A 21,988-nucleotide genomic window follows, 5' to 3' on the forward strand; every position below is an offset into this window, starting at 1 on the left:
AGAAGAGGGGGGAAGCTGTGACGACAAACATCTATACATGGACCGAAGACATGCTATCTCCACTTGGAGAGCAGGCCATCGTCATTCGCTGTGGTGATGTACTATCGGAAGAAGTGCATCAGAGAGTAATGGCAGTGTGTGCCTTATTGGAAAATAGATCATTGACATCACTGGTGGAATGGGTTCCCTCTTATTTGTCTGTCACACTGTTTTACAACCCGTCGAGTTTGTCTTATGAGGAAACATGCAGACTGTTGCTGCAGCTTCTGCATCAATCGAATCACGTACATCAACAGAGTCAGCCCAACAGGGATAGTGAGCCTGGCAAGTCTGAAGACATGGAAACGGGCGTTGCTCCGTCTGCATCCAGAATCGTGACTATTCCGGTATGTTACTGTGGAGCGTTTGGGCCCGATCTGGAGTATGTGGCTGAAGAAAATCAATTAACGATAGAGGAAGTTATTGCGATACATACATCTGCAGACTACCTCGTACATATGATCGGATTTGCTCCGGGATTTCCGTATCTGGGTGGATTATCCGAGCGGATTGCTACAGCCAGAAGGGCAACTCCGCGGCTTCGAGTGGAGGCGGGAACGGTGGGGATTGGCGGATCACAGACCGGCATCTATCCAGTCACCTCGCCTGGAGGCTGGCAGTGTATCGGTCGTACACCTCTCCGTCTGTTTCGCCCGGAAGAGAATCCACCGAGTCTGCTTGAAGCTGGAGACGTTGTTCGGTTTCAGTCAATCACTATGCAGCAATACACGGAACTTGCGCGGAAGGGGGAGAATGATGGGTTTTGAAGTCATTCGTCCCGGCATGTTAACAACCGTTCAGGATGAAGGCCGAATCGGATATCGCCGTTACGGTGTGCCTGTGGGCGGGGTTATGGATACGTTTGCGTCCAGAGCAGCCAACATGCTTGTCGGCAATACACGGCATGAAGCTGTACTTGAGATTACGATGTCAGGGCCGGAGCTTCACATGCTGAAGGACCAGTTGATCTCAATCTGTGGTGCCGATCTGAGTGTGACGGCAGATCAACAGCCTGTGCCTATGTGGCGTCCTGTGCTGCTGCGGGCTGGTAGTGTATTGAGATTTGGTACAAGTCGACATGGCTTGCGTGCTTATCTGGCACTGGCTGGCGGAATTGATGTGCCTCAAGTGATGGGAAGTCGAAGTACAGACCTCAAAACCGGACTAGGCGGCTATCTCGGAAGAGCCCTGCGTACTTCGGATGTGCTCGGAACCGGGGTGATTACTGACGAAGTACAGCAGTGGATACACTGGATGACAATGCATCTCGGTACAAACAAATGTATGGCAGCCCCGGCTTGGCTCTTATCGGAACGAGAACGGCCGGATTATTACGGTAAACCTGTCATTCGGGTGATGCGTGGTCAAGACAGCTCCTGTTTCCGCTCGGAGAGTGTGGAGCAATTCTATACCGGATCATATGTGGTCTCTCCTCAATCGGATCGCATGGGTTATCGGATGCAGGGGCCGCGGCTGGAACTGGACACACCGCTGCATCGCTTATCCGAAGCGGTTACTTATGGCACTGTGCAGGTCCCGCCGGATGGACAACCGATTGTACTGATGGCAGATCATCAGACCATTGGGGGATATCCTGTCATTGCACAGGCTGCCGCCGTGGATTTGCCGATTCTGGCCCAGGTCAGGCCAGGGGCACGGATTTCTTTTGTACAGATTACCAATGAAGAAGCCCGCCGGCTCTATGTAAAAAGGGAACGGGAAATTCAGCTGCTGGATAAGCTGATTCGCAGAAAAATGGCAGAAATGGAGGGCGCATAGATGCGTACTTATACGCTGGATATCAATTGTGATCTCGGCGAGAGCTATGGGCCTTACCGTACCTTGATGAAGTCCGATGAAGCGATCCTGCCTCTAATCACCTCAGCCAATATTGCCTGTGGTTTCCATGCGGGTGATCCTGCAACGATGCGGCTTACTGTAGAGCGAGCCATGAAGCATCAGATTGCTATCGGTGCCCACCCCGGATTGCCGGATTTGCAGGGGTTCGGGCGCAGAACGATGGAGATTACAGCGCGGGAAGCCTATGATATGGTGGTGTACCAGATTGGTGCACTGGAAGCCTTCGTTCGTGCTAATGGGGGGCGATTGCATCATGTGAAGCCGCATGGAGCGCTGTACAATATGGCAGCAGCCGATATCAAGCTTGCGGAGGCTATAGCCGAAGCGGTTTATCAAGTGCAGCCGGAGCTGTATCTGTACGGTCTGGCAGGAAGCGAGCTGATCAAGGCGGCAAACCGAATCGGTGTGCGTGGTGTGAGTGAGGTTTTCGCGGATCGCACCTATCGTTCAGATGGCAAATTAACACCCCGCAGTCAACATGGAGCGCTGATTGAACAGCCGGAAGCGGCGCTGGCGCAGGTGCTGCGAATGGTTAAGTACGGCAAGGTTATTACTTTGGATGGTGCTGAGGTGCCTATTCAGGCAGATACAGTTTGCATTCATGGTGATGGAGAGCATGCCTTGACATTTGCTCAAACGATCCGTGACATGCTGGAAGCTGAAGGTGTAGATGTCACTGCTTATAAAGCGAAATAGCGGTATGGCATAAAGATTAATAAGTTGAACTAAAGAATGTACACAATCCACTCCGATATGCTCATCAATCCAGGCACATTCGTCAAATATCACCCATCTCCCATGGCTAGTGCAAGTCTGCCACACTCTACTGCGAGCGCTAACGATCAGGAGAAGCCTTATTTCGGCATATTCGGGCTTTAGAAAATCCTAACGATCCCCAGAGACGCTATTCTGCTGAAATCAGCTTGATCAGGCTCATTTTTCAGGATTTTGAATGGAATAAGCTTTCTGGAGATCGTTAGATTTCAAATGTCCCCGATTCAGGGCAAATAAGCTCCATGGGGATCGTTAGCATTCTATCTTCGAATTGAGCAACCTGCCAAGGCTGGTATTCTTACCCTATTACAGCGCTCTTTGACGAGCATGAACCGTTAATCGGCATAATGTCGTTTCTTTAGTTCAATTTATATATATGAAAAGTGGAGGGATGATATACGATGAAACCCATACGAAATTCGGCCAAAGCGGTGATTGTTCAGGAAGGCCGATTGTTACTGATTCGTCTGAAAGACCAGTATGGCGATGCTTATGTTTTTCCTGGAGGCGGGCAGGAGAAGGGCGAGGAGCTGAAGGATGCAGTGGCGCGGGAATGTCAGGAAGAAATCGGACAGGCCGTGCATGTGGGAGAGCTGCTGCATATTCGCGAATACATCGGTGCCAATCATGAATTTGCCGAGTGGGATGCGGATATCCATCAGGTGGAATTTTATTTTGCATGCAGCCTGGTTGATCCGAAGGCTTCTGTCTTTGAAGGCTCGAATCCGGATGATCATCAGGTGGCGGTAGAATGGGTTGCGCTTGAAGCACTGAAGGACATCCGCCTGTACCCCAAAACGATCGGTGAATTGTTGTTAAAAAAAGGAGAACCGCGTATTTATCTTGGGGATCTAAACTAGAAGTTCCTTTTATGAAAATAAATCTTCATCATGTTTATGCATACATTCGGGTTCAGGGATTCAACATAGGTGAGGCGGGTACACTATAAGTACAGCTGTTTGTACATCAAACAGGTAACTGTTAACTCTAAACAGATAGTCTATGTCTGATTAGAAGACGTAAATCTACTACAAGATTAAACCTAAGATGTTTAAAGGGCTTTTGGGCTTTGATTTGCTTATACCATTGGAAGCAATGCAGAAGTAGTGGAAGGGACGAAATCGATTCTGGAGAAGCTAAGCGCTCGCCTTTATCACCGGATGCCCCACTGAAAAATATTCAATAATAATCCGGGGATATCAGCGATCGAAAGAACGATTCGGCACTGTAACGGTCATCCTGCATAAGTTTGTTGGTTGTGAGCCTCAAAGCGAAGCTTTCAAACATTCCCCCAACCCGAAAGGAGCATATCCCATGAACCAGAATGAATTGGAACAAAACATTGTGAAGGCTTTGGAAAATAACCCGTTTTGCAGCTTCTCGACCGTTGAGAATGGAAAACCGAAATCCCGCTATATGGCTCTTTTCAACGATGGTCTGAATATTCACCTGGCGACCAACCGCCGTACACATAAGGTGGAGGAATTGGAAAACAATCCGAATGTCAGCCTGCTGCTTGGTTACGAGGCAGGAGGCTCCAAGGAAGTTGTGGAGATCGAGGGAACCTGTGAGGTGACCAAAAATGAAGGTCTGCGTGAGCAAGTATGGAATGATGAGCTAAAAGCTTGGTTCGATGGACCTAATGATCCCAACTATGTCATTCTGGATATCACCCCTTCACGAATTGAATATACAGGCAAAGACCACGAGCATCATGTGTGGGAGCAGTAATTCACAGCCACGTCTTTGTGATTCAATGATTGCGCAGATTTGTTGTCAGACGATGAATAACATCAATCCGTTCAACCGTGATCCCTTTATGGGTTCGCGGTTCTTTGGTATGCAGATTATGACCAATCCGTAAGTGGTGTTATAATGATGTAACATTTGAAATTTGAATGAAATATTCCCTATATTTTGGCTAAAAAAACGAGAAAATTGTCGAAATTACGCATGAAATTATAAACAAGTCCAACTATGTACGGATAATGTAAAAATTAATGCTTTTCAACCGTTTAACATTACGTTATGATTTGAAGTGTAAATAACGCACACAGATATGAATAGATGTTCATGTGAGATAAACTAACCTGATAATTACAGATGAATGCTCATCCGATTATCAGCATGCACAACGCATGAAATCTATTATTTTCTGTGCCTGTTGTTTGCTAATATGGCATGATTCGATGTACATAACCGGGAGGGGTTATTTTGAAGAAGAGTAAAAAAGTATTATCAAGCCTGACTGCCGCTTTCGTTGCATTAAACGTGCTTGCGGTATTTCCGGTACCTGTGTCGGCTGCAGATGCGGCCAAAGTTAAATTGCGGATCATGGAAACAACGGACATTCATGACAATCTGATCAACTACGATTATTATTCAGACAAAGCGACAGATCAGTATGGTCTGGCGAAAACAGCTACGCTGATCAAGAAAGCCCGTGCAGAAGCGAAGAACAGCCTGCTGTTCGATAATGGTGACCTGATTCAGGGGAACCCGATGGGTGATTTTGTAGCGAAGATTGATCCTCTGAAAAAGGGTGAAACTCACCCTGTATATAAAGCGATGAATCTGCTTGATTATGATGCAGGCAATATCGGTAACCATGAATTCAACTATGGTCTCGATTTTCTTGACATGACGCTTGAGGGAGCCAACTTCCCTTATATCAACGCTAACGTCTATGTAGACGATGGTGATCAGGATGAAACCAATGACAAAAACTATTTCACGCCATACAAAATTCTGGACAAAAAAGTAACGGATGAAAGTGGCAAGGAGCATACGATCAAAGTAGGTGTGATCGGCTTTGTACCGCCACAAATCATGCAATGGGACAGCGCCAACCTGCAAGGCAAGGTCATTGCCAAGGATATTATCGCTACCGCGAAAAAATTCATTCCAAAAATGAAGGCCGAAGGTGCGGATATTATCGTTGCTATTCCTCACTCCGGTTTTGAGGATATTCCTCAAACCGATCTGATGGAGAACTCTGTCCTGTACCTGAGCCAAGTGGAAGGCATTAACGCCATTTTGTTTGGACATGCCCACAAAGTATTCCCTAGTGCAGACTTCAAAGACAAAAAAGGTGTAGACCTGGAGAAGGGTACAATTAACGGCGTTCCTGCGGTGGAGCCAGGTTTCTGGGGTGATCACCTCGGGATTATTGATCTGGATCTGGAGCAAGTGGATGGCAAGTGGAAAGTTGTCGATTCCAAAACAGAAGCTCGCCCCATTTATGACACAGAAAACAAAAAGCCGTTGGTAGATGCTGACCAGGCGATTGTGGATGCGGTTCATGATGAGCATGAAGGTACGCTGGAATATGTGCGTGGTCCGGTTGGCGAAACAACGGCACCAATCAATAGCTTCTTTGCTTTGGTGCAGGATGACCCATCCATTCAGATCGTAACCAATGCACAGAAATGGTACGTGGAGAAGAAGCTGCAAGGTACGGATTATGAAAATATTCCGGTATTGTCAGCCGGGGCTCCGTTCAAAGCAGGTGGACGTTCCGGTGCATCATACTACACCAACATTCCTAAAGGTACAATTGCCATCAAAAACGTAGCAGACCTGTACGTATATCCAAATACGGTACATGCTGTAATGGTTAATGGTGCTGAGCTGAAAGAGTGGCTGGAATGGTCAGCAGGCCAGTTCAACCAGATCGACCCGGCTAAAGGCGGTCAGCAGCAGTTGATCAATATGGATTTCCCGACATATAACTTCGATGTTATCGATGGGGTAACCTACCAGATTGATGTCACACAGCCAGCTAAATACGACAGCAAAGCAACGGTTGTCAACGCTTCAGCAAGTCGTATCAAAAACCTGAGCTTCGAAGGCAAACCGGTTGATCCAGAGCAAAAATTCATCGTTGCTACGAATAACTATCGTGCGTCTTCATCCAAACTGGCTAACCCGGACGGCAAACGCATCGTTCTGGCTGCACCGGATGAAAACCGTCAAGTGATTATCGACTATATTCGTGAGAACAAAACGATTAATCCTACTGCAGATGGCAACTGGTCATTGGCACCAATCAAACCTTCTGCAGGTGTAACCGCTGCAGCACTGAATGACCTTGAAGTGGTATTTGCTTCTTCTCCAGATGCGAAAGAACTGGTGGAAGCGAATCCGGCAATGTCCTTTATCGGTACGAATAAAGATGGGTTTGCGGAGTACGGATTGAAGCTGACAGGGGAGGCTGCAACTACGCCAAAACCAGAAACCAATCCGGCACCAACACCGAAGCCAGAACCATCACCTGCACCAGCACCTAAACCGCAGCCGGAGAAACCGGCAGTGAATTCAAAAGTGGTTTATGTTGTGAAAAAAGGAGACAACCTGTACCGCATCGGCTTGAAATATGGTGTGGATTGGCGTGTACTTGCTAAAGCAAACCAAATTACAAATGTGCATAACCTGAAGGTTGGACAAAAAATTGTCATTCCTGCTTCATAGAGTCTAATAAAGGGTACAGATGAAGACTGGCAGTCATCCGACTGCTGGTCTTTTTTGTGGAATGAGCGCATACATCTGTTTCTAAAACCGTCGTATAGAAGTCATGAAAACATTAGAGATTAATTTCAAGACCCATGATATACTATTTACAAACTTTGGGTATAAACCTGGTAACATTAATGACACAGCTTGATAAACTGGCAAGGGGGTTCTACATGAATTGCAGTGGCTGCAGTCCAATCTATCCGATAGAGGGTCAAGGTACGCTGTACCTGCGTCCCGTCTCCCCTGCTTTGCTGGAAGCGCTGCAAACCAAGGGAAGGCATGTTGAATATTCTGAGAAAATGCTCTGGTTCCATTTTTCCGACACACAAGATCTGCTGGATCGGTTGGAAGAGATTATGGAGATGGAGAAAACGTTATCAAATGCTGTGAGCGTTCAGTTAAAGTCTGCTGTGGAAAGACCATTCAGTGATGCTGGGGGGGATTGGATCAGTTTATCCATGCAGCACTCCAGAATCAAACATGCGGATATTGTTTCTACTATTTTGGAGCGGCAATTCAGCAGCTATATGCAACCGATCGTAAATGCCTCAGAGCATATTATCGGATTTGAATTTTTGCTCCGTCCGGGTGAACATGGCAGATCCTTTAGCTCATATGAACTGTTTGAAGCGGCTAGAGAAACAGGGCTACATTCATTTCTGGACCGAACTGCACGTATTACAGCGATAGAAACCAGTGCCAGACACCTGCCTCAAGGTGTTAAACGTTTTGTTAATTTTCTGCCTTCCTCGATTTACAATCCTGAATATTGTTTAACACATACATTCAAAGCCATTGAACGCCTTTCGCTGGACCCAAAGGATTTTGTTTTCGAAGTTGTCGAGACCGAACAGATCCAGCATCTGTCTACGCTGCAGCATATTTTTCAAGTATATCGTTCTAACGGTATGTCCGTAGCATTGGATGATGTCGGTGCAGGATATTCCACGATTGATTTAATGAGCCGTTTAGAGCCGGATTTTGTCAAAATTGACCGCAGTCTGATTGATCATTGTGATCAGGATCGGGCAAAACAGCAAAAGATTCTTAATATCGTTCAGGTATCGAGCCAATTTGGTGGTAGAGTACTTGCCGAGGGTATTGAACGAATTGAAGAGTTTGATTTCTGCCGTTCCGTAGGAATTGAGCTGGCTCAAGGCTATTATTTTGGTAAACCTGCAGCCCATCCGCCGGATGGTCCTTACCTGGGACCGTCCTACAGAGTGGCAAAATAAATATTCGGTTACATCCCGTAACGCCAAGCTGGTCGCTTTCTTGTGGAAGTGGCCTGCTTGGCGTGTACTTTTTTATCAAATAAATCTCGTTGTTAGCCGATATATAACATAAGCCATAAGATACTTCATACATAGATAGAAAAATTGGCTTGGAAATTATAAGGGGGATATGCAAATGAATGAAATCCAGAATCATCAGGCAGGGAAAGCCGAAAAAAAATCCAAACCAGTACCAGTTAAAAATAAAAAGAGTAAGAAAAAAGCATTTGTCTGGAATATTCGGAACAAAATGCTGCTTTCCTTTCTAATCGTCTTGATTCTGCCAAGTTTGGCAATCAGCTTCGTGACATTAACGATCTCGGAGGACACGGTACAAGAGCAGTTAAGCGATAGTGCGACGCAGAGCGTGAAAACCGTGAATAAAATTATAGAGAGTCAGGTGAATAGCAAAATTTATGATATCAATTATTTCTCGGACTCTCTCGATCCGGCTTTGATTAAAGGAGAAAATGATAGTACAGAGCTTCAGACCAAGCTTGCTCAGTATTTGGGATTACATCCTGATGCTTTGAATATTTTTGTAGGTACGACAGAAGGTGTCATGGTTCGGGGAAAACCTACAGAGAGCAGTCAGCGCGGAGAAGCATTTGATCCCAGAGAACGAGAGTGGTATACACTCGCGATGAACCAGCCAGGCACTGTTGCAGTCTCCCCGGTCACCAAAAATACCGACGGAGCAGCAGTTGTGTTTATTTCCAAAACGTTAAAGGATCAATCTGCTGTCATTGGTCTGTCACTTGACTTAACAGATCTTCGTGAACAGGCCAACATGAAGGTAGGTAATGAAGGATATGTCATTATTCTTGATGCAAATCAGAACTATGTCGTCTCCCCTGTACAGGAGGTTGGCACGAAGGATACCAGTGGTGCAATGGATCAAATGTATAAGAGTAAAGAAGGTCAGTTCGAATACATATTTGATAAACGCGCCAAGATGATGATTTTCTCTACCAATGAAGCAACGGGCTGGAAAATTGCAGGAACAATGTTCAAAAGTGAAGTAACGGACGCAAGCAAGGAGATTCGTTTGGCTACGCTTATTGTTTTGCTTGCTTCTGTACTTCTGGCGATCATTTACATTATCTGGTTCACTGGTTCCATGATCCGTCCGATCAAACGGCTTCAGGAAAATGCACGTGCAGTCAGCAAGGGTGATCTGACAGTGAAGATGGACAGTACACGCAAGGATGAAATCGGTGAACTGGCAAAGTACTTTGAACGTATGGTAGATAATTTGCGAATGATGATTCTGGGTGTTCAGGAGACAGCAGAGCAGGTATCAGCATCCTCACAAGAATTGTCTGCGAGTGCGGATCAAACGACGAAAGCGATTGAGCATTCAACGATGGCGATTCAGGAGCTTGCCGAGGGAGCAGAGCAGCAGGTAAACAGTGTGAAGGAAGGCTCTGATGAGATGAATCATATGGCGGAAGATGTGAGGCTGATGTCAGAGCGAGTACAATCCATCACAACTTCGATGCGGGATACATCCGGGGCAGCTTCTTCAGGAAATGAAGCAGCGGGACAAGCTGTGGAACAGATGAATATTATTCAGGAGACTGTTGAGCAATTAGGTCATGTTGTGCAATCCCTTCATATTCGTACCACTGAAATTGGCGGTATGGTTGATGTCATTGCATCGATCTCGAAGCAAACCAACCTGCTTGCATTGAATGCTTCCATTGAAGCAGCCAGAGCAGGAGATGCGGGTCGCGGATTTGCTGTGGTTGCTGGCGAAGTTCGTAAGCTGGCCGAAGAATCAGGCAGCTCTGCAGGGCAGATTGGCGAGCTTGTGCACAATATACGCCAAGATATGGATTCAGCTTTGATGGCGATGAATGCGGCTCAAAGCCGGGTAGCTGAAGGTCTCCAGGCTGTGAATACGTCCGGACAATCATTTGCTCAAATTCGTGAAGCGGTTGAGGATGCGGTTCACACACTGGATGAGCTGTCAGAGACGACAAAACAATTGGAGATGGGTGCCTCCCATGTTGTGCAAACGATGAACGACATATCAAATGTCACTCAGGAATCAGCTGCAAGTACCGAGTCCGTCTCGGCATCATCACAGGAGCAGCTTGCTTCCGTGGAAGAGATCGCCTCATCTTCTGCACATTTAAATAACATGGCAGAGCAGCTGCAAGGTCTGCTGGGTATGTTCAAGATGAATGATGATAAAGCCAAAAACAGTGATAAGTCCTGATGAATTCAGGCTAAGTACATTTTTTCATAAGCTTGCAGAAAATAAAGATAGACATTCCTCCTGCGGACCTGTATAAATATATCGTCTGGTTCTTACAAGCCAGTGTACGTTGTACTTTTACTAATAGAACGATACGCATATCGAGTCAGGATAGCAGCAGGAGGAACTATGGTATATGTAGCGATACTGATTTTTGTTTTGACAATTACAATGGTCATCTGGCAGCCGCGTGGAATCGGGATAGGCTGGAGTGCCTCAGGAGGCGCCCTTCTTGCACTGGCAGCCGGTGTTGTTAGTTTAAATGACGCTTCGGATGTAGCTTCCATTGTGTGGAATGCTACGCTTGCTTTTGTCGGCATTATTATGATTTCTTTGATTTTGGATGAAACCGGGTTCTTCGAGTGGGCTGCCCTTCATATGGCCCGGCTGGCAGGAGGGAACGGACGCAGGCTGTTCCTGTACTCTATTTTACTTGGAGCAGCTGTGTCTGCCTTGTTTGCGAATGATGGAGCAGCGCTTATTCTGACACCGATCGTACTGGCGATGGTGCGTGCACTGAAATTTGATGAGCGTATGGTGCTGGCTTTTGTGATGGCGAGTGGTTTCATCGCAGATACAACTTCGCTGCCGCTGGTGGTCAGCAATCTGGTGAACATTGTCTCTGCCGATTTCTTCGGAATTACATTTGTAGAATATGCGGTACGTATGATCGTGCCCAATCTGTTCTCGATTGCGGCAAGTACGGCGATGCTGTTTTTATTTTATCGCAAAAGCATTCCGCTTACGTATGATGTCACGGCTGCTCGTGATCCGAAGGAAGCAATCCGTGATCCGCGAGTGTTCAAAATCGCCTGGTTTATGCTGGGACTGCTGCTGGTGGCTTATGCCTCCAGTGAGTTTCTGCCGATTCCTGTCTCGGTGATTGTAGGCGCAGTGGCGCTGCTGTTCGGTATTCTTGCACGTAAAAGCGAAGCGGTTGATCTGAAGCGGGTGATCAAGGAAGCGCCATGGTCCATTGTTGTATTTTCGGTGGGGATGTACATCGTCGTGTACGGTCTGCGCAATGCTGGATTAACCGATTATTTGAGCGGTTGGCTGGAGGGTATAGCCGATTACGGCCTGCTGGCCGCATCATTGGGCATGGGTGTAATCGCCGCTGTATTATCATCGGTGATGAATAATCTGCCAACCGTATTGATTAATTTGCTCGCCATTCAAGGAGCACACACCGAGGGTATCCTACGCGAAGTGATGATCTATGCCAATGTCATTGGTTCCGATCTGGGTCCGAAGATGACACCAATTGGGTCACTAGCAACCTTGCTCTGGCTGCATGTATTGTCCCGCAAAGGTGTGAAGATTACGTGGGGATACTATTTCAAGGCAGGCATCATCCTGACCGTTCCAACGCTGCTGATTACCTTGGCAGGGCTGGCACTGTGGCTGTGGATTCTGGGGTAAAAGAGATGCGTTGATCATATTAAACATTAAAAATGAACATATGATTCCGTAAAAGGCTGTTTGACCAGATGTGCGATGCACATTTGGGTGAAACAGTCTTTTTTGCTGTTTATTGAACTATTTTTTTCGATCTATCTGCCTTACATAGAAGACTTTCATATAGAAGAAGCCAATTCTTCTTCAAGCATTCTGAGCGCAGCCAGCGCCGATGCAGCGAAGGGAACGGAACGATTGTGGAGAAGCGAAGCGGTCGCCTTTATCAACGGATATATTCCTTGGGAGAATGGAATCCAATATATCCGGGGATAACAGCGATTGTAGCAACGTCCGTTCCCGGAGCGGCCGCTTGGCGCTTTTATTACTTCCCCACGATGCTGGGGATGAATGCTTTTAGATTAGTGAACGGAGTGAAATAGTGGAGGGGACGGAGTCGATTCTGAAGAAGCGAAGCGGTCGCCTTTGTCTCCGAATGTTTACATTTAGAAAATAAAATCAATAAAAATTCGGAGACAACAGCGATCGGAAGAACGATCCGTAGCCGGAACGACTGCACGAAGTCCGATTTTAAACACATCTTGCTATTCCAATCTTATTCATACCCAGCCCGAATTTTTAACATTGCGTTTACAAAACATTGATTTTCAGATGACATACCAAAACTACAATGATTAAAGAGTTGATGGTGATCACACAAATTTACAAAACGCCATCACTACATTGGGGGAGGAAAACAAAACATGTTTAAAAAGTTGCCGTTTATTTTGATGACCTTAACGTTCGTACTGGTGCTTGCAGCATGCGGATCGAAAAACGACGCAGGTACTACAAATGGTGCCGCAAGCAATGGATCAGGAGAAGGTACTGCTGCAGCTGAACTCAGCGGTAACATTCTGGCTGTTGGATCAACAGCACTGCAGCCACTGGTAGATCAAGCTGGACAAAAATTTATGGCAGTTGATGAATATAAAAACGTGACTGTACAAGTGCAAGGTGGCGGTAGTGGTACAGGTCTGACTCAAGTATCTGACGGACAAGCTACAATCGGAAACTCTGACGTGTTTGCAGAAGAAAAAATCGATGACGCTGCTAAAGTAAGTGAACTGAAAGATCATCAGGTTGCTGTAGTTGCGATTGCTCCTGTAAGCAATAAAGATGCAGGTGTGACGGATCTGACCAAACAACAACTGATCGACATTTTCTCTGGTAAAGTGAAGAACTGGAAAGAAGTTGGCGGTAAAGATCAAGCGATCGTTATTGTAAACCGTCCAGGCAGCTCCGGTACACGTGCAACATTTGAAAAATTTGCGCTGGGTACGAAAGTTGAAGATATCCAAGGTTCAATTCAAGAGGATTCCTCCGGTACAGTTAAGAAGCTTGTAGCTGAGACTCCAGGTGCAATTGGTTACCTGGCCCTGTCCTACCTGGACGACAGCCTGCAAGTTCTGAAATATGAAGGTGTGGAAGCAACTGTAGAAAACGTAGAATCCGGTGCTTATCCGGTGTGGGCATACGAGCATATGTACACGAAAGGTGAGCCGGATGCTGCAACCAAAGCGTTCCTTGACTACATCCTGAGTGATGAGATTCAACAAAAAGACGTAACGGAGCTGGGCTACATTCCAGTGTCTGGTATGAAAGTTAAACGCGATGCAGCAGGTAACGTGACGAAATAATCTTTAACTTGCGCATATAGCGAGAGAGGCGGACTCAGGTCCTGCCTCTTTACGCAGTTTGCTCTGAAAATATCCCATATTTTGCATCAATTCCACTATAGAAGGATGGTTGTTATGGAACAGACCGGAGGGGGAACGGCAATGAATAGCAAGGTGAAGTCACGCCGACCCTTGAGAGAGAAGCACTACTGGGAAGAGTGGACGGGACGAATCTATACGTCGATTTGTGTCGTTTTCCTGATCGTTGTCATGTTTTCCATCGTATATTTTGTAGCCTCCAAAGGGCTGTCGACATTTTTCCAGAACGGCATAAGCATGAGTGATTTTCTAACAGGAAAAACATGGAATCCAACAGGAGAACCTGCGGCCTATGGCGCGTTGCCTTTTATAACAGGTTCATTTATTACAACTTTTCTGGCAGCATTGATTGCAAGTCCGCTTAGCCTGTGTGCAGCACTCTTTATGACGGAGATCGTACCGGGTAAAGGTAAAAAAATACTGCAGCCTGCGATCGAGCTTTTGTCTGGTATTCCTTCGGTTGTTTACGGTTTTATTGGTCTTAGTGTCATTGTACCTTTGCTGCGCAGCATGTTCGGCGGTGCGGGTGTCGGGATTGCAGCCGGATGCCTTGTATTGTCCGTCATGATTCTGCCAACAGTGACCAGCATTATGGCAGATGCACTGTCCGCGCTTCCTAAAGGACTGCGTGAATCTTCCTATGCACTGGGTGCAACACGCTGGCAAACGATCTATCGGGTCATTATTCCGACTGTTCTGCCTGCGCTGCTTACCGGGGTTGTTCTAGGCATGGCGCGTGCCTTCGGTGAGGCACTTGCGGTACAGATGGTTATCGGTAATGCACCGCATGTACCAACATCGCTGCTTGAATCGGCGTCTACGTTGACCAGCGTAATTACGCTGAGTATGGGCAACACCACGATGGGCTCTGTCCATAACAATGCACTTTGGAGTATGGCGCTTGTGCTGCTGGTAATGACCTTTGTCTTTGTCATTCTGGTTCGCCTGCTTGAAAGGAGAAACCGGGTATGAAATTAAAGGCAAAAACAGTAGATAAAATTTCAACAGGTGTCATTGTTGTACTCGCTCTTTTCATCGTGGTGCTTCTGCTCGGGTTGCTCGGATTCATTCTTTTCCGGGGAATCGGCCAGATCAACTGGCATTTCCTGACGAGTGCTCCACAACTGCTCAAAGGCGGCGGCGGTATTGGACCGCAATTGTTTAACTCTATATTTTTGCTTGTGCTCACGTTAATTATTACGATCCCGCTCGGCTGGGGCGGTGGTATTTATATGGCGGAATACGCCAAACCGGGACGGATTACAAGTTTCATTCGTCTGGTTGTTGAAGTGCTGTCTTCCTTCCCATCTATCGTTATTGGTTTGTTCGGACTATTATTGATTGTTAATACGTTCGGTCTTGGTTTCTCTCTCTTATCGGGTGCTATGGCGCTGGCTATTTTCAACCTGCCGCTGATGGTGCGTACGACGGAGCAAGCCTTCCGTGCTGTTCCGAAGGAGCAGAAGGAAGCGGGACTCGCTCTTGGTTTGTCCAAATGGAAAATCATTACGTCAATTCTGCTGCCTGTGGCACTGCCAAGTTTGATCACGGGAACGATTCTGGCCTCTGGGCGGATTTTCGGTGAAGCTGCTGCTCTGATGTTCACCGCCGGAATGAGCAGCCCGCCGCTGGACTTCACGGATTGGAATCCGACAAGCCCGAGATCGCCAATTAATCCGCTGCGCCCTGCTGAAACATTGGCTGTGCATATCTGGAAAGTCAACAGCGAGGGCATTGGACCAGATTCCAAGGAGATCGCGGCAGGTGCATCGGCCGTATTGGTTATTCTAGTGCTTGCGTTTAATCTGAGTGCACGCTGGATCGGCCGTGTTGTATACCGCCGGATGACAGCTTCGAAATAAGGAGGAACCGACATGGCCATACCTTTTGGTACGGAACAGTTAAGCATATATTATGGGCATTTCCAGGCGGTTAAACAGATCAGCCTTACCTTCCCGGAGTCCAGTGTAACAGCTCTGATCGGGCCTTCCGGCTGCGGAAAATCCACCTTTCTCCGTTCATTGAACCGGATGAATGATGAGATTGCCGGTTCTCGCACGGAGGGACATATCTGGATGGATGGCAGCGACCTGAATGAACCGGGTACCGATGTAATCAAGCTTCGTCAGAAGATTGGTATGGTGTGGCAGAAGCCTAACCCTTTTCATAAATCCATCTACAACAATATCGCGTTTGGCCCCCGCTACCGTGGTACAAAGAATAAGAAAGCACTGGATGAGATTGTGGAAAAAAGCTTGCGCCGCGCTGCTCTGTGGGATGAGGTAAAAGACAGGCTGCATGATTCCGCTCTGGCACTGTCGGGTGGTCAGCAGCAGCGCCTTTGTATCGCCCGGGCGTTATCCGTAGATCCGCAGATTCTGCTGCTTGATGAGCCGGCATCTGCCCTTGACCCGGTATCAACAGGCAAGGTAGAAGAATTAATTTCCGAGCTGAAGCAGGAGCTGCGCATTGTCATTGTTACGCATAATATGCAGCAGGCAGCGCGCATCTCGGACTATACGGCTTATTTTTACCTGGGCAGCCTGATTGAGCATGGGGATACGGAGCATATCTTTACCAATCCGGACAACCGTTTGACACAGGAATATATTATGGGTCGTTTTGGTTAATGATTGCTGGATTGGTGTAGGAAATTTCATAGTAAAACACCTTAAACAGTACCTTATAGAGCAGACATTTGATAAGTCTCTCTATGGGGTATTTTTTATTTTATGATGCAGTCATTTGTTGTGATAAGGTCCCAGCTGTTTGTCGGAGAAATGAAATGGTGAATGGATATCCTTCAGCCACATATTTCCTTTAATAATGAGGAGATACACAGCGATTACAAAGTACACCAATCCGATGATCCAGTCGGTGGTGCCAGCCAGCTTGTGCTCTGTAATGTAATACAGATACCATCCTCCGATTGGAAAATGAAAAACCAGCACGGCGAACAGGCCGGGATTGTACCATGTTTTGGCTTTGATATTGGCGAATAGACCGTGCCAGATAAACTGGAAAAAGCCCATAAAGATCGGGGCCAGTGCCAGCCAGATGAAGGTTGGGAAAAAGACGGGCAGAAGATAAAAAACATAGGCGATAACCAGGTTAATGACCATGGCCGACTGCGGGTTCAGCGGATAACGTGTGGGTTGTTCACTTTTGAATATAACGATGTTGAATAAACCGCCAAAATAGCCGGGCCAGCGATACTCTTCAAATTGATGCACCAGAATGGCGATGAAGCTAAGCCACAAGATCATACTTAGTTCCGACATGGAACGAAGATTCATAACTATGCCTATTGCGGTTACTGCCGCGACCAGCATCCCCAGATCAGGCCAGTATTTACGCAGCATATTCATGAGTAATCTCTCCTCACATCTTATTTTTTGAAAAAATAACGTTCCAGCAGCAGGTCAATCTGACATTCGACAGGCTTCATTTCGATGCCTGAGCCAGCCTCAAGAGTCTGTCTCATCAGTGCAGGCATGAACACGGCACCGAAGACTTGCATCACTATCATCATTAGAATGTCTTGATCCTGTTCGTTGGTCAGCTCTTTAAGCAGACTCTTGATTTTGTCGAATCCAGTCATCCGCATAAACTTTCCATACTCCTGTTGTGAAGCAAATAAATTTGCGCCCATTGTAATGACCCGCGACAGCAGCTCAGGGTACTGCTCTATCCCCTGTACATAATGCAGCAAAAAACGCTTCAAGCGTTGCTCGGGTGGCAAAGTAAGGTCATCCAGTACCTCAAAAGACTCCTGAAAACCCGAGAGCAGAATCTGTATCACTTCGCTAATCAGCTTATCCTTGGAGCCAAAGTAATAATTCACCAGTGATACGTTTGTATTCGAACGTTGAGCAATGCTGCGAATGGTGATCTTCTCGAATCCTTCCTGTTTGATCATCTCAAGGGCAGTTTGAAGAATAATTTCTTTGGTTTCATTGTTCTTGTCCACAGCTTTTTGTTCCCTTCTTGTCATATTTAAACAATGTTTAAAACATTGTTTAAATTTATCTTAACACCATAGTTGTCTAAATTCAATAAACTTTTACCAGCATTTGGGGTAACATCTATAATGAGATTTGGCCTGAAATGACAAAAATGCGAGGCTTGAAGCATTGTAATGGGGTTGTTTTCCTTCTAAAACTACAGGCATTTATAAAGAAAGTATTAACTTTACAGAATCTTATGGATTGTTCGCTACACTTTAGGCATGGGAGGATGAAAGCGCAATGACAGACAAGGATAACATACTGCTGGTAGAGGATGACCCGGAAATAGCCCGTATTCTGCTGGATCATCTGCGCCGTGAAGGGTATGCCGTAACCTGGGCATCAAGTGGACTGGAGAGCTGGGAGGACTTCAGAAAGGGGGAGTATCAGCTTGTTCTGCTTGATCTGATGCTGCCGGAGATGGACGGATTCACCGTATGCAAACATGTCAGGTTAATCAGTGATGTTCCCGTATTAATCATGAGTGCATGTCACCAGGAGGAAAGCAAACTGAAGGGGCTCGGCCTGGGTGCGGATGATTATATCACGAAACCCTTCAGTCTGGCTGAGCTTACAGCCCGGATTGAAGCCCACCTGAGCAGATATCGTAGATATCAGGGGAGCCAACCCGGTTCCTCATCCAGTTCTGTTCTTCAGCAGTACAATGACGGTTTATCCATCCACCCGCTGAATCAGCAGGTAATGCTTAATGGTACCGAGCTGCAGCTGACAGGAAAAGAAGGAGCGCTGCTTATGCTGCTGGCTTCGCATCAAGGCCGGGCATTCACGAAAACGGAAATTTATGAACATGTGTGGGGCCAGCCGGCAGAGGGAAGCTCAAGCACAGTCACTGTACACGTGAAAAGCCTGCGGGCAAAGCTGGGAGATGAGCCGCATCAGCCGCGCTGGATTCAAACGGTATGGGGCAGCGGTTACCGCTTTATTGGGGAGCGGATCGAATGAAGCTGAAATATTGGCTGATGCTTGCGTTCCTGATTGTCATGTTTTTGCCTGTGGCCGCGGGTTGGGCATTGTTTTCCTTGTATAACTATTATGAAAGTCAGCGCGCAGTAGCTGAATACGTGGAGTTATCCGGACGTTTCGCTCCCATAGAGAAGGCGCTGGATAATCCAGAGCTGTACCAGCTGCAGTCTCCCGAGCATCATCAAATTCTCCCTGAGCTTGCCAGTGAACAGGTGAGTTTCAATCTGTATCTGCCCTCTGGCATTCGGGTGTACAGTTCTGGCGGGGATACATGGTCATCAGGTGGATACACGATAAGAAGCTCTGAATTATACCGGAACCTGTACAACCTGCAGATTCGTCACCGTACATTTTCGCTGAAGAAGCCGGTCTGGAATCATGGAGAACTGGTGGGCATTTATGAGATAACGATGCTGCGTCAGGATTGGCTTGAAGGCATATCGATTCGAACAACCTGGGTTGTCGGCGGAGCAGTGTTATTCTTTGTACTGTTGTATGGGACGGTGCTGTGGCTGCTATCCCGGAAGCTTTTCTCCCCCATGAAAGTGTTGATGGACAGGATGCATGCGTTTGCCCGTGGAGAAAAACCGGATGGTGTACGGGCAAAAATTCGGAACGATGAGATGGGTACGCTGCTACAGCAGTTCGATTCGATGCAGCAAACGGTCAGGCAGACTCAGGCAGAGGTGGAGAAGCAGCAAAAAGAAAAAGAGATGATTGTAGCGTCTCTGTCTCATGACCTGAAAACACCGTTGATGTCCATCAGTGCTTATGCGGAGGCAATCAGTATGGACAACCGTTCTGAACGATTGGAGAGACAGGAGTATAAAGATGTTATTGCAAGGAATGTTGAGCGCATGAAACAGATGATCGGTGAGCTTGAGATGTATACAGCGCTTGGCTCCAGTGATTCGGAACTGGCTATGGTTGAGGTGGAAGGGGAAGAGTTTTTCGAGATGCTGCTGGGCAGTTACGGAGGACTTGCGGAACGTGATCATTACAACATGCAGGTGTCTGTACGCACGAATCATCTCTACTCGATTCATCCTGAATCACTGATGCGCCTGACCGATAATCTGGTGCATAATGCACTTCGTTATACTCCACCCGAAGGTAGAATCGGACTCGCTGTAATTGATTCAGTGGAGGAACTCCCCGAATGGATGGATCCGTTACTCAGAGCGGAGCTTGACCCTTACAGAACCGGGGCAACGATCCTGGTGATTCAGAATGAAGGTCCTGCAATTCCGCCAGAACAGCTGAAGCGAATCTTCGAGCCGTATGTTCAATATCACAAGCAGGAGAGGCACGGCTTCGCAGGAGGCTCAGGCTTGGGATTAAGCATAGCCAGAAGGATTGCATTAAAGCATGGAGGGGATATGCGCATGTGGTCCTCGGAACAATACGGGACTGCGGCTGTGTGCCGATTGCCGGAACTGTAACGATACACAGAAATTATAGAAGGAGGATGATCGTTTATGATGAAGAAAGGATGGAAGCTGCTCGGAGCTGCCTTGATTGCCACTTCAATGTTAGCAGGATGTGCGGAAAAGGAGGTGCTTGGCATGTCAGGGGATGACATGATTGAGAAGATTATTGCTGCCGAGTCAGAGCCGGCTTCCTACTATGCGGAAGGTCTTTTGAAGATGTGGACGGATGGGGAAATCACAAATACTGTACAGGTGAAGGAATGGGTAGACGGGAAAATAGGACAGCAGCGGGTTGAGACAGAGGAAGATGGAAATGTAAGTTATGCAGTTCATAACGGATCAGAGATTCTGATTTATGAGAAAGAGGCCAAGACCGCTTTTTCAATGGACTCCTCCTCGTTTCAGCAAGAACCTAACCAAACCCAAAAGCAGATGCTTGTCGATCAACTGGAACGGATGCGTGATTCCCACAACGTGAAGACGCTGGGCCAGGAAACGATTCAAGGTCATGAGGTAATCCACATTGAACTAACACCCAAGGATGAAAAATCCCTGTCGATATCGTCCGAATATTGGATAGACCCCAAGAAGTGGATGGTTATTAAAGCGACCAGTACGTACGGGGATACCAAATCGGAGGTGCTGTATGACCTGATTGATTACAATCCTGAATTCACGGACAAGACGTTTACGCTGGACATCCCTGCAGACGTTGAGATCAAAAAGATGAATGATGTGATGAATAACAAGGAAATAACACTGGAAGAAGCAGAGAAGGCAGTGGGTCAGCCGTTCCTGCAATATGCAGGGAAGGATCTGGAATTGTCGAGAATCGAGATGACTTCGTCCGTGAGTGAAAGCCGGGATGAGGTGACGTTATATTATGTGAAGAATAACAAGCCCGAGATCAGTATAACCGTATTCCAGGCACCTGAGGAAAATGTAGATGAAAAACTGCTGCCTGATGAAAAGAACGTGAAGGTTCGTGAGACAGAGGGCTCGTATATGGCGATGATTCGCAATTTGTCATGGAGCGAGGCAGGTCTGCGATATTCGATCATGGGAGAAAATGATTCCTGGACACAGGAGAAGCTGCAGTTGTGGGCGGATGCACTCCAGCTTGCAAAGTCAAGCAAATAATATCCTGTGAATAGGGAGCCTTGAACAAAATCAGTGAACAATGCATATTATTATAGAAACGAAGGAATCCTTACTTTCTGACAGTCAGGGATTCCTTTTTATTACAACAGGCATGTTGCGTCACTTTAGTTGACATAAATTGAGCGACATATTAATCTGTATATGATTGAATGAATGCCAAAAGCGTGATTCGTAATGAAATAACAGAATACAGCGAATGATAACGAGCGGGAGAGACCTGAGCGGACTGCACATAATGTACAGGCCGGGTTCAGGCACCGAAGGAGCAAGCTGTTATGCACCCGGCATAGCGGTTAATCTCTCAGGTAAATGTACCATCGTTGGACGCAGCTCTGGAGAGTGCGCAGAAGAAGCGCCACCCAAGGGGAATATGATTGGTCAGCTCGGAAAACAGGTTGGTACAGGAACGTACTTGACTTTGTTCTGATGCTGCTGCGATCATGAAACTCTCAGGTATCAAGGACAGAGAGAGGGCTAACGGCCTTCTTCTGTCCTTTTTTGATGTCAT

The 21,988-nt window shown here is 46.8% G+C and carries 19 protein-coding genes and 2 riboswitches; of the genes, 17 read left to right on the forward strand and 2 right to left on the reverse strand.

What is annotated here, in order from left to right:
• Positions 1–17 precede the first annotated feature (17 nt).
• From pxpB to pstB, 14 genes are all read left to right on the forward strand, one after another.
• The gene (gene pxpB / locus HNR77_RS21735; RefSeq protein WP_311768658.1) at positions 18–806 is read left to right on the forward strand and encodes a 5-oxoprolinase subunit PxpB; all 789 of its coding nucleotides are present in this window, start codon (positions 18–20) and stop codon (positions 804–806) included.
• Positions 796–1,818 (forward strand): 5-oxoprolinase subunit C family protein, encoded by a 1,023-nt coding sequence (locus tag HNR77_RS21740; RefSeq protein ID WP_184189036.1) that lies wholly within the window; start codon positions 796–798, stop codon positions 1,816–1,818. Before pxpB ends, HNR77_RS21740 begins: the two co-directional genes overlap by 11 nt.
• Entirely contained in the window at positions 1,819–2,595 is a 777-nt protein-coding gene (locus HNR77_RS21745; RefSeq protein WP_184189039.1) for a LamB/YcsF family protein, read from the forward strand.
• A 479-nt stretch (positions 2,596–3,074) separates the two neighbouring features.
• On the forward strand, positions 3,075–3,533 hold the full coding sequence (locus tag HNR77_RS21750) for an NUDIX domain-containing protein (protein ID WP_184189042.1): 459 nt from the start codon (positions 3,075–3,077) through the stop codon (positions 3,531–3,533).
• 454 nt (positions 3,534–3,987) lie between these two features.
• On the forward strand, positions 3,988–4,404 hold the full coding sequence (locus HNR77_RS21755) for a pyridoxamine 5'-phosphate oxidase family protein (protein WP_184189045.1): 417 nt from the start codon (positions 3,988–3,990) through the stop codon (positions 4,402–4,404).
• A 483-nt stretch (positions 4,405–4,887) separates the two neighbouring features.
• Positions 4,888–7,143 (forward strand): bifunctional 2',3'-cyclic-nucleotide 2'-phosphodiesterase/3'-nucleotidase, encoded by a 2,256-nt coding sequence (locus tag HNR77_RS21760; protein WP_184189048.1) that lies wholly within the window; start codon positions 4,888–4,890, stop codon positions 7,141–7,143.
• A gap of 215 nt (positions 7,144–7,358) precedes the next feature.
• Positions 7,359–8,423, forward strand: a complete 1,065-nt coding sequence (locus HNR77_RS21765) for an EAL domain-containing protein (protein ID WP_184189051.1) — start codon at positions 7,359–7,361, stop codon at positions 8,421–8,423.
• 175 nt (positions 8,424–8,598) lie between these two features.
• Positions 8,599–10,686, forward strand: coding sequence for a methyl-accepting chemotaxis protein (locus tag HNR77_RS21770; RefSeq protein ID WP_184189054.1), 2,088 nt, complete (start codon positions 8,599–8,601; stop codon positions 10,684–10,686).
• 168 nt (positions 10,687–10,854) lie between these two features.
• Entirely contained in the window at positions 10,855–12,147 is a 1,293-nt protein-coding gene (locus HNR77_RS21775; protein WP_184189057.1) for an arsenic transporter, read from the forward strand.
• A 75-nt stretch (positions 12,148–12,222) separates the two neighbouring features.
• On the forward strand, positions 12,223–12,456 hold the full coding sequence (locus HNR77_RS21780; protein WP_184189060.1) for a hypothetical protein: 234 nt from the start codon (positions 12,223–12,225) through the stop codon (positions 12,454–12,456).
• 428 nt (positions 12,457–12,884) lie between these two features.
• Positions 12,885–13,820, forward strand: a complete 936-nt coding sequence (locus HNR77_RS21785) for a phosphate ABC transporter substrate-binding protein (RefSeq protein ID WP_184189062.1) — start codon at positions 12,885–12,887, stop codon at positions 13,818–13,820.
• A gap of 114 nt (positions 13,821–13,934) precedes the next feature.
• Positions 13,935–14,870, forward strand: a complete 936-nt coding sequence (pstC, locus tag HNR77_RS21790) for a phosphate ABC transporter permease subunit PstC (protein WP_145405642.1) — start codon at positions 13,935–13,937, stop codon at positions 14,868–14,870.
• Complete coding sequence (pstA, locus tag HNR77_RS21795) at positions 14,867–15,760, forward strand: phosphate ABC transporter permease PstA (RefSeq protein WP_184189065.1); 894 nt, start codon at positions 14,867–14,869, stop codon at positions 15,758–15,760. Before pstC ends, pstA begins: the two co-directional genes overlap by 4 nt.
• A 12-nt stretch (positions 15,761–15,772) precedes the next feature.
• The gene (gene pstB / locus HNR77_RS21800) at positions 15,773–16,528 is read left to right on the forward strand and encodes a phosphate ABC transporter ATP-binding protein PstB (RefSeq protein ID WP_184189068.1); all 756 of its coding nucleotides are present in this window, start codon (positions 15,773–15,775) and stop codon (positions 16,526–16,528) included.
• Between the two features lie 111 nt (positions 16,529–16,639).
• Here pstB and HNR77_RS21805 read toward each other — a convergent pair whose 3' ends face one another.
• Together HNR77_RS21805 and HNR77_RS21810 are read right to left on the reverse strand one after the other, a co-directional pair.
• Positions 16,640–17,266 (reverse strand): HXXEE domain-containing protein, encoded by a 627-nt coding sequence (locus HNR77_RS21805; protein WP_184189071.1) that lies wholly within the window; start codon positions 17,264–17,266, stop codon positions 16,640–16,642.
• Positions 17,267–17,286: 20 nt separating this feature from the next.
• Complete coding sequence (locus HNR77_RS21810) at positions 17,287–17,892, reverse strand: TetR/AcrR family transcriptional regulator (RefSeq protein ID WP_184189074.1); 606 nt, start codon at positions 17,890–17,892, stop codon at positions 17,287–17,289.
• A 253-nt stretch (positions 17,893–18,145) separates the two neighbouring features.
• On the opposite strand from HNR77_RS21810, the gene HNR77_RS21815 reads away from it, so the two are divergent.
• From HNR77_RS21815 to HNR77_RS21825, 3 genes are read left to right on the forward strand one after another with little or no spacing between them, the layout of a single operon-like run.
• Positions 18,146–18,868, forward strand: coding sequence for a response regulator transcription factor (locus tag HNR77_RS21815; RefSeq protein ID WP_184189077.1), 723 nt, complete (start codon positions 18,146–18,148; stop codon positions 18,866–18,868).
• Positions 18,865–20,331 carry a HAMP domain-containing sensor histidine kinase gene (locus tag HNR77_RS21820; protein WP_184189080.1) on the forward strand — a complete coding sequence of 489 codons (1,467 nt, stop codon included), beginning with the start codon at positions 18,865–18,867 and terminating at the stop codon, positions 20,329–20,331. The genes HNR77_RS21815 and HNR77_RS21820 overlap by 4 nt, the downstream gene beginning before the upstream one ends.
• 36 nt (positions 20,332–20,367) lie before the next feature.
• Positions 20,368–21,459, forward strand: coding sequence for a LolA family protein (locus HNR77_RS21825; RefSeq protein ID WP_184189083.1), 1,092 nt, complete (start codon positions 20,368–20,370; stop codon positions 21,457–21,459).
• 218 nt (positions 21,460–21,677) lie between these two features.
• A riboswitch (glycine riboswitch) is annotated at positions 21,678–21,806 on the forward strand.
• A gap of 4 nt (positions 21,807–21,810) precedes the next feature.
• Positions 21,811–21,948, forward strand: a riboswitch (glycine riboswitch).
• Positions 21,949–21,988 lie beyond the last annotated feature (40 nt).

It is taken from the genome of Paenibacillus sp. JGP012, from assembly GCF_014203995.1.
Classification (GTDB): Bacteria; Bacillota; Bacilli; order Paenibacillales; family Paenibacillaceae; genus Paenibacillus; species Paenibacillus silvae.

Coding starts and splice junctions, on each gene's coding strand:
- HNR77_RS21740 (WP_184189036.1), top strand. CDS start 796: ATGGGTTTTGAAGTCATTCGTCCCGGCATGTTAACAACCGTTCAGGAT.
- HNR77_RS21785 (WP_184189062.1), top strand. CDS start 12,885: ATGTTTAAAAAGTTGCCGTTTATTTTGATGACCTTAACGTTCGTACTG.
- HNR77_RS21750 (WP_184189042.1), top strand. CDS start 3,075: ATGAAACCCATACGAAATTCGGCCAAAGCGGTGATTGTTCAGGAAGGC.
- HNR77_RS21745 (WP_184189039.1), top strand. CDS start 1,819: ATGCGTACTTATACGCTGGATATCAATTGTGATCTCGGCGAGAGCTAT.
- pstB (WP_184189068.1), top strand. CDS start 15,773: ATGGCCATACCTTTTGGTACGGAACAGTTAAGCATATATTATGGGCAT.
- HNR77_RS21810 (WP_184189074.1), bottom strand. CDS start 17,892: ATGACAAGAAGGGAACAAAAAGCTGTGGACAAGAACAATGAAACCAAA.
- HNR77_RS21775 (WP_184189057.1), top strand. CDS start 10,855: ATGGTATATGTAGCGATACTGATTTTTGTTTTGACAATTACAATGGTC.
- HNR77_RS21825 (WP_184189083.1), top strand. CDS start 20,368: ATGATGAAGAAAGGATGGAAGCTGCTCGGAGCTGCCTTGATTGCCACT.
- HNR77_RS21815 (WP_184189077.1), top strand. CDS start 18,146: ATGACAGACAAGGATAACATACTGCTGGTAGAGGATGACCCGGAAATA.
- HNR77_RS21805 (WP_184189071.1), bottom strand. CDS start 17,266: ATGAATATGCTGCGTAAATACTGGCCTGATCTGGGGATGCTGGTCGCG.
- HNR77_RS21770 (WP_184189054.1), top strand. CDS start 8,599: ATGAATGAAATCCAGAATCATCAGGCAGGGAAAGCCGAAAAAAAATCC.
- HNR77_RS21765 (WP_184189051.1), top strand. CDS start 7,359: ATGAATTGCAGTGGCTGCAGTCCAATCTATCCGATAGAGGGTCAAGGT.
- pstA (WP_184189065.1), top strand. CDS start 14,867: ATGAAATTAAAGGCAAAAACAGTAGATAAAATTTCAACAGGTGTCATT.
- HNR77_RS21780 (WP_184189060.1), top strand. CDS start 12,223: ATGCACATTTGGGTGAAACAGTCTTTTTTGCTGTTTATTGAACTATTT.
- HNR77_RS21755 (WP_184189045.1), top strand. CDS start 3,988: ATGAACCAGAATGAATTGGAACAAAACATTGTGAAGGCTTTGGAAAAT.
- HNR77_RS21820 (WP_184189080.1), top strand. CDS start 18,865: ATGAAGCTGAAATATTGGCTGATGCTTGCGTTCCTGATTGTCATGTTT.
- pstC (WP_145405642.1), top strand. CDS start 13,935: ATGGAACAGACCGGAGGGGGAACGGCAATGAATAGCAAGGTGAAGTCA.